At 62.1% G+C, this 14,404-nt stretch carries 11 protein-coding genes; 7 read left to right on the forward strand and 4 right to left on the reverse strand.

The annotated features are described in order from the left end of the window. The first annotated feature begins 285 nt into the window (after positions 1 to 285). The 3 genes from BJD99_RS04875 to BJD99_RS04885 all read left to right on the forward strand — a co-directional run bounded on the left by BJD99_RS04875 (position 286) and on the right by BJD99_RS04885 (position 2,807). On the forward strand, positions 286 to 1,035 hold the full coding sequence (locus tag BJD99_RS04875; RefSeq protein ID WP_084345660.1) for an alpha/beta fold hydrolase: 750 nt from the start codon (positions 286 to 288) through the stop codon (positions 1,033 to 1,035). An 8-nt stretch (positions 1,036 to 1,043) separates the two neighbouring features. Then, positions 1,044 to 1,820 carry an acetoacetate decarboxylase family protein gene (locus BJD99_RS04880; protein ID WP_084345909.1) on the forward strand — a complete coding sequence of 259 codons (777 nt, stop codon included), beginning with the start codon at positions 1,044 to 1,046 and terminating at the stop codon, positions 1,818 to 1,820. A 102-nt stretch (positions 1,821 to 1,922) separates the two neighbouring features. Beyond that, the gene (locus tag BJD99_RS04885) at positions 1,923 to 2,807 is read left to right on the forward strand and encodes an alpha/beta fold hydrolase (RefSeq protein ID WP_084345661.1); all 885 of its coding nucleotides are present in this window, start codon (positions 1,923 to 1,925) and stop codon (positions 2,805 to 2,807) included. 361 nt (positions 2,808 to 3,168) lie between these two features. Here the strand turns inward: BJD99_RS04885 and BJD99_RS04890 are convergent, their stop codons facing one another. Further along, positions 3,169 to 5,019: a multicopper oxidase family protein gene (locus BJD99_RS04890; RefSeq protein WP_256895491.1), complete on the reverse strand. Its 1,851-nt coding sequence runs from the start codon at positions 5,017 to 5,019 to the stop codon at positions 3,169 to 3,171. Positions 5,020 to 5,245: 226 nt separating this feature from the next. On the opposite strand from BJD99_RS04890, the gene BJD99_RS04895 reads away from it, so the two are divergent. Next, positions 5,246 to 6,322 (forward strand): ABC transporter ATP-binding protein, encoded by a 1,077-nt coding sequence (locus BJD99_RS04895; protein WP_084345911.1) that lies wholly within the window; start codon positions 5,246 to 5,248, stop codon positions 6,320 to 6,322. Positions 6,323 to 6,386: 64 nt separating this feature from the next. Here the strand turns inward: BJD99_RS04895 and BJD99_RS04900 are convergent, their stop codons facing one another. Further along, complete coding sequence (locus BJD99_RS04900) at positions 6,387 to 7,409, reverse strand: aspartate-semialdehyde dehydrogenase (RefSeq protein WP_084345662.1); 1,023 nt, start codon at positions 7,407 to 7,409, stop codon at positions 6,387 to 6,389. A 5-nt stretch (positions 7,410 to 7,414) separates the two neighbouring features. Then, positions 7,415 to 8,680: an aspartate kinase gene (locus BJD99_RS04905; protein ID WP_084345663.1), complete on the reverse strand. Its 1,266-nt coding sequence runs from the start codon at positions 8,678 to 8,680 to the stop codon at positions 7,415 to 7,417. A 498-nt stretch (positions 8,681 to 9,178) separates the two neighbouring features. On the opposite strand from BJD99_RS04905, the gene BJD99_RS04910 reads away from it, so the two are divergent. The 3 genes from BJD99_RS04910 (at position 9,179) to leuA (ending at position 14,040) form a co-directional block, all read left to right on the forward strand. After that, on the forward strand, positions 9,179 to 11,716 hold the full coding sequence (locus tag BJD99_RS04910) for a LuxR C-terminal-related transcriptional regulator (RefSeq protein WP_256895492.1): 2,538 nt from the start codon (positions 9,179 to 9,181) through the stop codon (positions 11,714 to 11,716). A gap of 108 nt (positions 11,717 to 11,824) precedes the next feature. Next, positions 11,825 to 12,058: a hypothetical protein gene (locus BJD99_RS04915; protein WP_084345665.1), complete on the forward strand. Its 234-nt coding sequence runs from the start codon at positions 11,825 to 11,827 to the stop codon at positions 12,056 to 12,058. Between the two features lie 176 nt (positions 12,059 to 12,234). Next, on the forward strand, positions 12,235 to 14,040 hold the full coding sequence (leuA, locus tag BJD99_RS04920) for a 2-isopropylmalate synthase (protein ID WP_084345666.1): 1,806 nt from the start codon (positions 12,235 to 12,237) through the stop codon (positions 14,038 to 14,040). A gap of 71 nt (positions 14,041 to 14,111) precedes the next feature. On the opposite strand, the gene BJD99_RS04925 is transcribed toward leuA, so the two are convergent. Continuing rightward, positions 14,112 to 14,402 carry an SHOCT domain-containing protein gene (locus BJD99_RS04925; protein ID WP_084345667.1) on the reverse strand — a complete coding sequence of 97 codons (291 nt, stop codon included), beginning with the start codon at positions 14,400 to 14,402 and terminating at the stop codon, positions 14,112 to 14,114. Between the last annotated feature and the right edge of the window lie 2 nt (positions 14,403 to 14,404).

A 14,404-nucleotide genomic window follows, 5' to 3' on the forward strand; every position in this document is an offset into this window, starting at 1 on the left:
GTCAAGCTCACCCGTTTGATAGACGGACCGACCGCGGCAATACCACCCGCGAAGCCGCCGTGACGCTCTCCTGCTGGGCTGACGCTTACGGCACCGTCGAATCCACGCACCTGCTCGCCGATGCGGATGCCCACGCTCACCGCTACGCGGGAGTTTTACGTGAGGCACAGAGAGCGCTTCGCGGACACTTCTCGTGAGTCTCGTCTAACCGTGGACAAAGTGTGAACTGGCTCATATAGTCAGCCAGTAATACCGAGCGAGCGCTCGGTCGCTTGAGGAGGAAGTATGACCCCATTCGTGGAAGGTTCTGGCGATATCCGGGTGCTCGTATTGCACGGGTGGGCGCTTGATAGTGCCGTGTGGGCCGCGGTCCGATTGGAGACGAATCTCGACAAATTCACTTACGCTTTTGTCGACTTCCCCGGCTATGGCCCGAACCGTTCCGACGCTGACTCGCCTACAGACGGCATCGATGGCATGGCGGCGGCGGCTCTAGCTGCGGCCGACGACCTTGGCTGGGACAAGTTCGCGATCCTTGGCCACTCGATGGGCGGCGCGACCGCCCTCCGAATAGCAACTGTGGCTTCGGATCGTGTGAGCTCAGTGGTCGCGCTGACTCCCGTCTCGCCTTTCGGGACCCCGTTCGACAAGGCAACGTACGAGGGATTCGCATCTGCGTACTCCGATCCAGGCCCGACGTTGGGCGGACTGGCTCCGCACCTCAGTGACGCTCAGCTTCAAAACCTGGTGGCGCGATCGCAAACGGTTCTGGACCGGGAAGTGTGGGAGGCCTACTTGGCGAACTGGAGCAACGCAAGTTTTGGCAGCGAACTCCCCGGATACCACGGCCGAGTCATATTGGCCTATGGGGAGAGCGACCCATTCGTCAGCAAGGAGTACCTGCAAGAAACCGCCGACTCGCTCCCCAACGCTTCGATGGTCGCCATTGAGCACGCCGGCCACTACCCCATGGTCGAGGCGCCGGTCCAGACCGTGCGGCTCTGGGAAGACGCATTCACCGACAAGCAGGAATGAGATCCATCATGACCAAGGTTCCGTATCGGGGCATGCCCCCCACCGTGTGGGCACCCGAGGCTCCCCAACTCATCCGCGATGCACGCATGGTGATCGTGGGCTATCAAGCCGACCGCGAAGCGCTACAGGAAATTCTTCCCCCTGGCCTTGTTCCGCACGAAAACAACACAGTTCAGATGAATATGTACGACATCGAAGCCGACCAGAGCAGCGGGTTTGGGGGGTTCTCCCTGACGTACCTGACGGTTGAAATCGACGGGCACGACAGTCTTGCAGCCGACGGCGCCATGGCGATTCCGGGCCGATACTTCGCGTATTACTGGAACAGCTCCCAGCGAGTCATCTCGTACGCGCGAGAATCCTCCGGCATCCCAGCAATGCTCGGCACACGAACCGCGGAACTGGAGGGAAGCAAGCTCACCTCCACCCTGAGCATCGAGAACAGCGCAGCCATCACGGTGTCAGCAAGCGTCACCGACACACACGTCGGCAACCTCGGCGGGCATCTGAATTACTACAGTCACCGCCAGATCCCAGAACCGTCTGGCGGGTACGCGGCGCTGAGTCAACTCATCGAGCTTCCTCTCCCGTTCACCGTCAAACTCTTCGACGCGTCGGTCGACGACATCACGTTTACGATGCCCGACGGGCATCCCGCGGCGAAGCTCGCTCCGACCACCCCGTTGAACGTCACCTCACTCCTATACGGCGACGTGACATTCACATATTCAATGGGCCGAGTCCTCCATGACTACCTAGAGGACCCTGATCCCGGAAATCTCTAGTAGAGCCTGTCGCTCCTACTGACAGCAGACCACCTTTTTGCCCGCGTGTGTCGGCTCCAGCCCGATCGAATCCCCTCCTCACTCGAACCCGGAAGGACCTCGATGACTACGAAAACTATCGATATCCCCCACCTCGGCGGATCCACCATCGGCTACAAGTTCGGACGCGAATACGATGCGTCCCTGCCAACCATGGTCATGGCCAACTCGTTCACCACGTCCGTGGAGCTGTACCGCCCTCAATTCGCCAACGCAGAGCTCAATGCGGCTATGAACCTGCTGGCCATCGAGCCCTACGGTCACGGCGCAACCCGCGCCAACTACCGTCAGTTCACCTACTGGGACAGCGCAGTCGCGAACCTGCAGGTCCTCGAAGCGCTCGGCATCAAAGAATCATTCGCGCTCGGAACCTCCCAAGGAGGATGGATCGCCACGCGAATGGCGATGCTTGCTCCTGATGTCATCCAGGGAATCGTTATCTTTGGCACCTCCATGGACTTCGAGAGCCAAGCGAGCATGGACAGAGGTTGCTGGAACGGGTCAGAATTCTGCAGCCCATCCATTGATGCACTATCGACGCCTGTCAGTGACGACTGGGTGGTAGAAGACGACTTCGTAAACGCAGTCCTCGGCGCCGGCTTGGGCGAAGTAGTCTCCGAGGAAGAACGCGATTTTTGGCTGAAAACCTACCGATCCAACTACACCGGAGACGAGGGCCGGCGCCGACTCCGGACGAGCACGGTCAATCTCCGCGATCGGGATGGCCTCGAGGCACGCCTCAACGAAGTGAAGTGCCCAGTGCTGTGGGTACAAGGCACTGCCGATCAGGTTTACTCCGTCGCCAACGCCGAGCATGGAATCTCACAGTTCACGCAATCTCCTTCAGCCGAACTCCAGATCGTCGACGGGGGACAACACTTCCTGACCGCATCACACCCCGACACCGCGAACACCGCCGTGGGTGCGTTCGTCGAACGGTGGACGTGAAGCCTGCATGCGGTCCCGCCGTCGACCCTCCAAAAGTAAAGCTGCCCTTCCAAATCCGGAGTCCGTAGCGCAGGTTGGTTGAAGGCCTGGCGAGGCGGGAGATGAAGAGGTACTGGGGCGGGTGAAGATGAGTTTTACGCCAACTATCATCCGCCTCGGGGTCTCCGCAGCGGCCATCACCCGTCGGCCCTGTCGCGGTCCGACGATCACCACCCCGCCCGCAGCTAGTGCGTTGACCAGCGGCTTGTAACTGGCAGGGGCAGGAACTCGGAAGCCGAGAGTAGCTGCCTCAGCCGCCGCGTAGTCGATAGCAACCGGGTGGGTCGTCTCGGCCTGAGCTTTCCGTATGGCATCGACGCGACTAGGCACGCAGTCGGTAACGCAGCATCATCTCGTGGTCCTCGTGGTCGAGCATGTGACAGTGCCACATGTAACCCTGCAGCTCGGTCGAGCTCGCCTGCCCACCAGCCTCGTGACCTGAATGGCCGCCTTCGTGTGCAGGTGCAGGGCCAGCGAAAGTTGCGTCAGGATCGAATCCGAGCTCGTCGGCCGTGGGGAATCGCACCAGAATTCGCGTGACGGTCCCCGGGTAAGTGTTGACGGTGTCCTTCGCGCCCGACTCCCACGCGGCCGGTGGAGACAGCGGGCCGGTCACATATCTCTCGACGTCGGGCGCCCACTTGACGCCGATATCGGGGCGAGGACGCTCGCGCATGTACGCCGTCAGATCCACCGATGCTCGGCCGAGCGTGCGGAAGTGCACCAGATGCAGGTGAATCGGGTGAGGCTCGAGGGTGGTGTTGACGATGTTCCACTGTTCTACGACGCCCTGCGTCGGCATCTCGATATCCGGGTCGCTGTAGCGAAGGTTGTTCAGCGTCATCATCGGCGGCGCCAACGACAACCCTGCCGAAGGCTGATTGACAGTGACCGTGCGCTGAACCTGCGCAGCAGGAATAATCGGCAGCAGAGGTGGCTGGCCTTTGCCGCCGCGATACATCGTCATGACGTCACCGACATATCCTCGGCCCGACGCCACCCTGAACTGACAGAACAACGGCATCGGCACCGCCCCCAACGATGCAGCCTGGGCCGGTGGCGGCTCGTCGTTACGGAGCTCGACCAGTTCGCCGGGTGCCAGCGAGCCGAAATCGACCAGCACATCGACCCGTTCGGCCGGCGCCAGCCTAATACTGTCGGTCTGCACCGGCGCATCGAGAAGCCCGCCGTCGTTCCCGATCACCCAGAATCGCATCCTGTTGCCGAAGAACAGATTCCACACACTGTAGGAGCCGGCATTGACGACGCGAAAACGGTACAGCCCACGCGCCACTTCCATCGTCGGCCAGATCTTCCCATTGACGACGCCGACGTCCCCGGTCCCGCCACCTTCCCATTTCCCCTGGGGAACAGTGATATTGGACCTGATGCTAATGCTGCCGTCAGGATTCATGATCTTTTCCTGCAATACCAACGGCACTTCGAACTCACCGGACGGCAACCCCAGAGAATTGTCGGCGAGACCCGAATCGAATTGATCCCGAACCAGATTCATTCCGACCAGACCCGCGTAGACATTGATGCGCGTCATCGACATCGCGTGATCGTGGTACCAAAGCCCTGCGGCCTCATTGAGCCCCGGAAACCTATGAGTGAGAGATTCACCCGGGCGGACGAGCATCTCGGAGTTACCGTCGCTGTCCGGCGGAGTGATACTCCCGTGCAGATGCAGCGACGTCGGGGTCATCTGCCGGTCCTGCTCGCTCATCCCGTGCAGCGAGGTATCCACATCGGCTGCAAGCGGATTCCCCTCGGTGCGATTGGTGTAGTTCAACGTCCACGGCTGTCCCTGCACGGACTCGATGGTCGGGCCCAGATAATCGAGCTCGCCGTAACCAAACGTCGGACCGGCAGGGAGATCGGCGTGGAAAGAATGCATCGCGCTGCGCGCATCGAGCGACACCTGCGAACCCCCGACCACCGGCAGCCTCGGCAACTCGTCACGAAACGGAGCAAGCGTGGGCGAATGGAACAGCAAAGGGCTACGGCCGCCGAAGATATCGTCGGCAAAAGCCCGCCGAGCTACCGAACTCGACGGCAGCGCTGCACCCCCGGCAACAGCAGCAAGCAACGCGAGACTCCGAAAGACCGACCTGCGCGAAATACCGTCCACATCCACACCCTTCGCCCGTGCCGTGTCATGCCGTGTCATGCCGCGGGCTACCCTCCCGCCCACCTGGGTCGTTCCGCGGGCTACCCTCCCGCTTTCCTGGGTCGTTCCGCGGGCTACCCTCCCGCCTTCCTGGGTCGTTCCGCGGGCTACCCTCCCGCCCCACCGATGTGACCGCGCCCATACTATGTTCCTTCGTCGGCACCCGTCGATACCCCACACTCGGATCGTCCGGCACGTTCCTGCCGGTGGAGGGATTTCACAGAACATGGCATCGATTACGTTCGATCGCGCGAGCAGGCTTTTCCCCGGCTCGGATGCGCCTGCGGTGGACGCACTGGACCTGGAGATAGAGGACGGCGAGTTTCTCGTCCTCGTCGGCCCATCCGGTTGCGGCAAGTCCACCTCGCTCCGGATGCTTGCCGGTCTCGAAGAAGTGAACAGCGGACGGATCCTCATCGGAGGCAAGGACGTCACCGACGCCGAGCCCAAGGATCGCGACATCGCCATGGTGTTCCAGAACTACGCGCTCTATCCGCACATGAGCGTCGCGGAGAACATGGGCTTCGCACTCAAGCTCGCGAAGGCGAGCAAGGAAGAGATCAACACGCGAGTGCTCGAGGCCGCGAGGCTTCTCGACCTGGAGGACTACCTCGACCGGAAGCCGAAAGCACTCTCCGGTGGTCAGCGGCAGCGAGTTGCGATGGGCCGAGCGATCGTGCGTCAACCGCAGGTATTTCTCATGGACGAACCACTGTCCAACCTCGACGCCAAGTTGCGGGTACAGACGCGTACCCAGATCGCACAACTGCAACGGCGGTTGGCCACCACCACCGTGTACGTGACGCACGATCAGGTGGAAGCGATGACGATGGGAGACCGCGTCGCAGTCTTGAAGGGTGGAGTGCTGCAGCAATGCGCTTCACCGCGCGAGCTGTACCGAACCCCGGTCAACGTGTTCGTCGCGGGTTTCATGGGTTCGCCGTCGATGAATCTGTTCACGCTGCCGATTACCTACGGCGGGGTGCAGATCGGTGATCAAGTCATTCCGGTTCAGCGCGAGGCCCTTGCGGCGTCGTCAGGGACGGAGGTCGTGTTCGGTATCAGGCCTGAACACGTGCAGATCGCAGACTCGGGAGTGAAGCTCGAAATCGACATCGTCGAGGAACTCGGCTCGGAAGCTTTCGTGTTCGGTCGCGCTGATATCAACGGCCGGACGCAGACGATCGTCGCGCGCGCCGACTGGCGCGATCCACCGCAGAAGGGCCAGGTCGTGCACGTACGGTTCGACGAGGCCCATGCGCATCTTTTCGACGGATCGGGCGACGGGCAGCGGCTGGGCTGAGCCCACCGCGATCTGCTCCCCGGTTTGTGCTCGAGCGCGCAACCGGGGAGCAGATCGGGTAGATCTAGACCAGCAGTTCGGCAATCTGAATGGTGTTGAGCGCAGCACCCTTACGAAGATTGTCACTCGATACGAACAGTGCGAGTCCGCGGCCTTCGGGAGCGCCCGGGTCCTGACGGATACGCCCGACGAGGGAATCGTCCTTGCCTGCAGCCTGCAACGGCGTCGGCACATCCACCAACGTCACGCCCGGTGCAGCTGCGAGAAGCTCACGAGCACGTTCCACCGAGAGCGGGTTCGCGAACTCTGCGTTGATCGACAGCGAGTGCCCGGTGAACACCGGGACGCGCACGCAGGTGCCACTGACCAGCAGGTCCGGGAGTCCGAGAATCTTCCGCGATTCGTTACGCAGCTTCTGATCCTCGTCGGTCTCGCCTGATCCGTCGTCCACCAGCGCTCCGGCCAGCGGAAGAACGTTGAACGCGATCGGCGCTACGTAATTGTTCGGAGCCGGAAAATCCACCGAAGATCCGTCGTGCACCAGCTTCTCGACGTCACCGATGACAGCGCGTGCCTGCGTGGCGAGTTCCTCGACGCCTGCAAGCCCACTACCCGACACTGCCTGGTAGCTGCTGACGATGAGGCGCCGAAGGCCGGCTTCGTCGTGCAGCACCTTCAGTACCGGCATCGCCGCCATGGTGGTGCAGTTCGGGTTCGCGATGATGCCCTTGGGAGGGTTCTTCGCTTCCTCCGGATTGACTTCGCTGACGACGAGCGGCACCTCGGGGTCCTTACGGAATGCCGAAGAGTTGTCGATGACGACTGCGCCTGCCGCGGCGAACCGTGGTGCCTGCGCACGTGAGAGCGTGGCGCCTGCAGAGAAGAGTGCAATGTCGATGCCTGCGAGATCGGCGGTCGACGCGTCCTCTACGACTATCTCTTCCCCGCGGAACGGCAGCTTCTTGCCTGCTGATCTCGCCGAGGCGAAGAACCGCACCGTGTCGGCGGGAAAGTTGCGTTCCTCCAACAAGGTTCGAATGACGGCACCCACCTGACCGGTGGCGCCTACTACTGCGACTGTTGTCATCTCCCCTACCTTCCTGTTCCGCCGTGCACGACAGCTTCTTCGTCGCCGCCGAGATCGAAGGCGGCGTGCAGTACGCGCACCGCCTCGTCGAGTTGGGTGTCACTGACCAGTACCGAGATGCGGATCTCCGAGGTGCTGATCAAGTCGATGTTGATACCGGCGTCGGCGAGTGCTTCACAGAACGTCGCTGTAACACCGGGGTGGGTCTTCATGCCTGCACCGACGAGCGAGACCTTGCCGATCAGGTCGTCGTAGAGCACCTGGGCGAAGCCGATCTCACCCTGCAGCTTGGTCAACATCTCCACGGCTCTCGGACCGTCGGACTTCGGGCAGGTGAAGGTGATGTCGGTCTTGCCGGTGTCGATCTTGGATACGTTCTGCAACACCATGTCGATATTGATCTCGGCATCGGCGACGGCGCGAAAGACCTTGGCTGCGTAGCCAGGTGCATCGGACAGGCCGACGACGGTGACCTTCGCTTCACTGCGATCGTGTGCGACGCCGGTGAGAATGGCTTCTTCCACTGGAATGTCCTCCATAGATCCGGAGACGATTGTTCCGGGTTTCGTGGTGTACGACGACCGAACATGTACGGGAACGTTGTATCGACGGGCATATTCGACGCATCGCAGCATGAGCACCTTGGCGCCGCATGCCGCCATTTCGAGCATCTCTTCGAACGAAACTGCGCTCAGGTGGCGGGCGTTGGGAACGATGCGCGGATCGGCCGTGAAGATGCCGTCGACGTCGGTGTAGATCTCGCAGACGTCGGCATTCAGCGCAGCGGCGAGTGCGACGGCAGTGGTGTCGGAACCACCGCGGCCGAGTGTCGTGACGTCCTTGCTGTCCTGGCTGACGCCTTGGAATCCGGCGACGAGCACGATCGCACCTTCGTCGAGTGCGTCGCGGACACGACCTGGTGTCACGTCGATGATCTTGGCGTTGCCGTGCACGCTGGTAGTCACGACGCCCGCCTGCGATCCGGTGAAGGAACGAGCCTCGGCGCCGAGGGAGTGGATAGCCATCGCGACCAGTGCGTTGGAAATCCGCTCACCCGAGGTGAGCAGCATGTCCATTTCACGGGCGGGTGGGGCTGGGCACACCTGCTTGGCGAGGTCGAGCAATTCGTCGGTGGTGTCGCCCATGGCGGAGACCACGACGACGACGTCGTTGCCGGCCTTCTTGGTCTCGACGATTCGTTCAGCGACGCGTCGGATACGTTCGGCGGATCCCACCGACGATCCACCGTACTTCTGGACGATGAGAGCCACGCGTGTGTACCTCCGGTGCATTTCAGTGTGTGTTTGTGGTGCATCTGGCCCCGCCACCTTACCGAGGTATGCCGTCGCCAGCAGCCTTGGGTGTTCCGGGGAGTGCCCGCCGGAGCCCTCCACCTGCGGCGACGTAGTGCGGGTGGGCTGGTCACTGCACAAGCGGTGACATTCGCGACAAATGGGGCGCACGCACATTTCTACCGAGGAGACCGCACGGCGGCATATTTCGCATTTGTCATTCGGCGTATCCAGTATTCATCCTCGTAAAAGGCGCGGAGTATGCATAAAGGCGAGCAAACATACCGTTCAGTATCGAATAGTGCTTTCATCACCCAAGATCACTTCGAGTGGAATATTATCGACGCGTCCAGCAAACCTCCGTGTGGCCTTTTCGTCGGGAGACGGTCGTATATGAATACGCTGCGTTGTGCCGCACCGAGAGTGCGCAGCCGAAAACCACAGAGATCCAGCGCCACGATTCGGCGAGGGCGCCTCTTGACCCTGCTCGAACCGACGAGTGACCGCAGCCCCATCGCCGTGATCACGGCGCCCGCCGGTTCAGGTAAAACGACCCTGCTCGTCGATTGGGTCCATACGATCGACGCCGAGGACGACACCCTTCTCGCATGGATCACCATCGACGAATCCGACAACGATGTAGCGGTGCTCAGAGCGTGCGTCATCTCGGCGCTCGCCCAGTGTGGATCGCCCCAGCTCGCTTCTGCTGTCGGATCCCTTCCATCCGTGGGCGATCCGTCCTACTCGGAGTTCAGCGCACTGTTGGTCGAGGCCGTCGAAAGTGTCGACGCACAGATCTGCCTGATATTCGACGACGCCCACCTCTTGCACAACCGTGAAGTACTGGCCCTTCTGGGTACGTTTCTGCGTTGGCCGCCGTGCAATCTCCGGATCATCGTCGCTGGACGATTCGAACCTCCACTCGCACTGCAGAAACCGCGACTCGACGGACTCGTCCGTGACATCTCCGCAGCAGACTTGGCATTCACCACCGATGAGGCGTCGGAGATGTTCCAGCGATCCGGAATCGTCCTTGCCCGAGGCGATCTGGTGAAGGTCATGAACCGAACCGAGGGTTGGGCAGCGGGTCTGAGGCTGGCTGCAATGACACTGGGCGGTGGCGCGAATTCTCCCGAACTCATCGACGGTTTCACCGGAACACAGCACACGGTCGCCGACTATCTCGTGAACGAGATCTTGGCCGGACTCCCTGACGACGCTCGTACGTTCCTGATCGAGACCTCCGTACCCGAATGGTTCACAACCGATCTCGCCGAAAAGTTGACCGGCCTCGGAGGTGCGCAGGCCACCATCGATCACCTGCTGACGCAAAACTTTCTCATCGATCAGATCCCCGGATCAGAACCTACCTATCGATATCACCCGCTGATGCGTGGCTATCTTCGTGCCGAAATCTGTCGCCTCGGCGCCCGGCAGATCAGAAGCCTCGAACGCGTCGCATCCTCCTGGTTCAGCGACTATCGACAGCCACTGCACGCGTTGCAGCACAGCGTGCACGCTGGTGATTCGAGATCGATTCTCGACATCGTTGGCACATCCGGACTCGGACTCGTGCTGCGCGGCAATGCTTCGGAAGTTCTGACCGCTATCGACGACAGCCCGGCTCCGGTACGTAGGCACGAGAACGTTCAGTTGATCAGCGCAGCAGCACTATTGGCGATCGGAAGTGTTGCACCGGCGACCTCGACGCTGACGGCGCTACGGCGCAGACCAGTCGACGAGCTTGCGAGTTTCGATTTCGAGATTTTGCGTCGAACTCTCGAGGTTCACGCGGCAGTGCACGTCGGCAACGACATCGAGGGCGCTTTATGTCGCTTACGCGAGTTGGAGTTCGGCGAATCCGGTTCGCCCGAACTCGATTCCTACGCGCTGCTGATCGCCGGACTCGCCGAGTTGCATCTCGGTCGATCCACCGAGGCGCAGCGCTGTCTCGAGGACGCGGTAGCGAACGGTCGGGCTGGAAATCTCCCGTCGGTTGTCACGACCTGCCTGGTGACCTCGGCCGGGATCTGCTTCCTCACCGGAAGATTGACCGAGGCCCTTGCTCGTGGCCAACGCTCCGTCACCTACGCACGCCTACACTCACTGACCGATAGTCCGCTCTTCTCGGTCGCCGAATCGCTCGAACTTCTCGTTGCCCATATCCGTATGACGCCGACGCCAATGGCAGGGGAGGAAGTGTGGTCGAGCATCGGTCGTTCCGCTGATTCCGCGGTCGCGCAGTACGGAAAGCGCGCGGCTCTCGTTCTGAACGGGACGATCGAGGAGGTGAGCGCCGCAGGCCGTGAGTGGATCGAGTCGGTTCATCCGGTGGTTCCCGCCTACGAGGCACTCCTGGCACCGATGGTCCAGCGTCGATATCTGACGGCGGGCGAAACCCTCTGGGCAACCGAGCTGGTAACCGTCACGAGGCGACGGCTCGGCAAGGTCGGCGAGGTTGCCCTGTTGTCCGCCGAGATCCACCGAGTGCACGGACGCTTCGACGTCGCGGACTCCGAACTGGCTGCGATCCTGGGCGGTCAGCTTCGATGCGCCGGCTTCACGACCCCCATCCGCGCTGCGATCACCGCCGCAAAGGTCGCACTGGCACGACGCAATCCGGCACGCGCGTTCGAACTCGTGTGCCGCGCTCTTGCCGAGGCCGAACCCGAGGCGATACTGCTGCCGTTCGCCGAGGGCGGCGCCACCGTGCGGGACATTCTCACGCACAATCGCGGCCGGTTCGGTCTGCTCGAACCGTTCGCAGATCGTGCCCGCGAAGTAGTACCCCGGCATCCTGCTGCGGCCGAGTCGAGGATGTCGGGCGCACTGACCCGCCGCGAACTGGAATTGCTCCGGGAGCTGCCGTCCTGGCGTACTGCCGAGCAAATCGCGTCCGATCACTTCGTGTCCGTCAACACCGTCAAGACGCATTTGCGTGGTATCTACCGCAAGCTCGAGGTCAGATCGCGCCGCGACGCGATTGCCGCCGCGCACGAGCTCGGTCTGCTGTGATGCGCCGATCGAAGATGTGGCGCGGGTTCACCATCTGCGGGTGATGCCGCGGCGGCCGGGGGCGCGGAACCTGGTAGTAACGCCAGCAGCGGACCGCGAAGGAGCACCATGGCTCAGCCCGCCGATATCAACACCCGCAGAGTTCGGTACGAATTCCTCGTCGAGGGTGAGCTGTCCGAACGTGCGCAGGCTGCCTTCCCCGATCTCGCCACCACCGAAGTCCCGATGCCGTTCACCCGGTTGTTCGGTCCGGTGGACGACGAGACTGCCTTGCGCGGGATGCTTGCGCGTTTCGACGCGTTGGGGCTGACCGTCGTGGAGTTGCGAAGACTTCCCGATTGAACTTTCCTTACCGACCCCGGCACGGGGTTTGCGCTCGCGGTAGTACACTTCTGTTCATGCAGCGTGCGCTCCTCCTCGATCGCCGCGACGGGGTCTGAATCAGACTGGCTTCCCGTCGCGGGGTTCTTCGCGCCGGTCGATAACCATTTCAGCCAGTAACTTCGGAGATTGAGCCAATGTCACCAGCCGACGCATTCACCTCGAGAACGATTACTCCTCCTTCGCGGCCCGCTCCCAGCGACCAGCCTGCGTGGAACACCCAGAAGAACTCCTCGATGCCGACGTACCGGTACCTGCCGTTCGCCGAGGAGGTCGAGCCGATCACCCTCCCCGACCGCACGTGGCCGGACAAGGTGACGGACCGGACTCCGCAGTGGTGCGCGGTCGATCTGCGGGACGGTAACCAAGCGCTCATCGACCCGATGAGTCCGGCACGCAAGCGACGTATGTTCGACCTGCTGGTCCGTATGGGCTACAAGCAGATCGAGGTCGGATTCCCCTCGGCGAGCCAGACCGATTTCGACTTCGTCCGCGAGATAATCGAAGACGGTGCCATTCCCGACGACGTGACGATTCAGGTTCTGACGCAGTGCCGACCCGAGCTCATCGAGCGCACATTTCTCGCGTGCGAAGGTGCACAGAACGTCATCGTGCATTTCTACAATTCGACGTCGATTCTGCAACGTCGTGTGGTGTTTCGTGCGGAGCGCGACACGATCAAGAAGATCGCCACCGACGGCGCACGTAAATGCCTCGAGGAATCCAAGAAGTACCCGGACACCGACTGGCGATTCGAGTATTCCCCGGAGTCCTACACCGGGACCGAGCTCGCCTACGCCAAAGAGGTCTGTGACGCCGTAGTCGACGTCATCGATCCTTCACCAGCCAAGCCCATCATTCTGAATCTGCCTGCAACGGTCGAGATGGCCACGCCGAACGTGTACGCGGACTCGATCGAGTGGATGAGCCGAAATCTCGACCGCCGTGACAGCGTGATCCTGTCACTGCACCCGCACAACGATCGCGGAACCGGCGTGGCTGCTGCCGAGCTCGGCTACCAGGCGGGCGCAGACCGTATCGAGGGATGCCTCTTCGGCAACGGTGAACGCACCGGCAACGTATGCCTGGTCACCTTGGGTCTGAACCTGTTCACCCGCGGCGTCGATCCGCAGATCGACTTCTCGAACATCGACGAGGTGCGTCGAACAGTCGAGTACTGCAACCAACTCCCCGTTCACGAGCGTCACCCCTACGGCGGAGACCTGGTGTATACGGCATTTTCAGGAAGCCACCAGGACGCCATCAACAAGGGCCTCGACGCGATGAAAGTGTCCGCCGACGAACAGAACTCGGATGTCGGCGAGATCACCTGGCAGGTCCCCTACCTGCCGATCGACCCGAAAGACGTAGGCCGCACCTACGAAGCCGTCATTCGCGTGAACTCGCAGTCCGGCAAGGGCGGCGTCGCCTACATCATGAAGTCCGATCACGGTCTCGCGCTGCCGAGGCGGCTGCAGATCGAGTTCTCGCAGGCTGTTCAGCGCATTACCGACGGCGAGGGTGGCGAGGTGTCCCCGAAGGAAATGTGGGACGTCTTCGCCGAGGAGTACCTGAGTCCAGTGCGTCCGCTCGAGCGCATCAAGCAGCGCGTCATCGCGGCCGAAACCGACGGTGGAACCGACAGCATCGTCGCGACGATTCTGCTCGACGGCGTCGAGCAGGACATCACCGGCTCCGGCAACGGCCCCCTTGCCGCATTCGTCGACGCGCTGTCGACGATCGGTTACGACATCAGCGTCCTGGACTACTCCGAGCATGCGATGTCTGCCGGCGACGACGCCCAGGCGGCTGCCTACGTCGAGGCCTCGGTCACCGGTCCCTCCGGTACTGCTGTGACGGTGTGGGGTGCTGGAATCGCGACGTCGATTACTACCGCATCGTTGCGAGCGCTCGTTTCCGCGGTCAATCGCGCTCTGAAGTAACCCGCTGGAACCACTCGGACCCTTCTCCGCCACAGCGGAGGGGGGCCCGCGTGGTTCCACCACCCCGGGGATCAGGCGAGGAGCTTTGCTTTCGCTGCCGCGAACTCGTTCGCGTCGAGTACGCCTGCATCGCGCAGCGCAGCCAGTTTCTGGATCTTGCCGACGAGGTCGTCCTCGGCTGGAGGTGCGGCTACTGGTGGCGGTGGTGGCGGTGGCGGTGGCGCCTGTTGTTGCTCCTCGTGCGATTGTCTGCGACGGTTCATCGCGTTGGACGTCGCATTTGCCGTCCCCGCGACGACCGCGGTGCGGGCTACCGTCCCCAGTAGCCCAGGCCTGCCGACTCGTCCTCGTCCGAATACCATGT

Origin of the sequence: Rhodococcus sp. 1163 (assembly GCF_002091985.1) — a bacterium.
Lineage (GTDB): Bacteria > Actinomycetota > Actinomycetes > Mycobacteriales > Mycobacteriaceae > Rhodococcoides.

What these genes read in the sequence shown, in the direction of transcription:
- BJD99_RS04915 (WP_084345665.1), top strand. Translation starts at nt 11,825, where the DNA reads ATGGCTCAGCCCGCCGATATCAACACCCGCAGAGTTCGGTACGAATTC.
- leuA (WP_084345666.1), top strand. Translation starts at nt 12,235, where the DNA reads ATGTCACCAGCCGACGCATTCACCTCGAGAACGATTACTCCTCCTTCG.
- BJD99_RS04900 (WP_084345662.1), bottom strand. Translation starts at nt 7,409, where the DNA reads ATGACAACAGTCGCAGTAGTAGGCGCCACCGGTCAGGTGGGTGCCGTC.
- BJD99_RS04925 (WP_084345667.1), bottom strand. Translation starts at nt 14,402, where the DNA reads ATGGTATTCGGACGAGGACGAGTCGGCAGGCCTGGGCTACTGGGGACG.
- BJD99_RS04890 (WP_256895491.1), bottom strand. Translation starts at nt 5,019, where the DNA reads ATGACACGGCATGACACGGCACGGGCGAAGGGTGTGGATGTGGACGGT.
- BJD99_RS04895 (WP_084345911.1), top strand. Translation starts at nt 5,246, where the DNA reads ATGGCATCGATTACGTTCGATCGCGCGAGCAGGCTTTTCCCCGGCTCG.
- BJD99_RS04875 (WP_084345660.1), top strand. Translation starts at nt 286, where the DNA reads ATGACCCCATTCGTGGAAGGTTCTGGCGATATCCGGGTGCTCGTATTG.
- BJD99_RS04885 (WP_084345661.1), top strand. Translation starts at nt 1,923, where the DNA reads ATGACTACGAAAACTATCGATATCCCCCACCTCGGCGGATCCACCATC.
- BJD99_RS04880 (WP_084345909.1), top strand. Translation starts at nt 1,044, where the DNA reads ATGACCAAGGTTCCGTATCGGGGCATGCCCCCCACCGTGTGGGCACCC.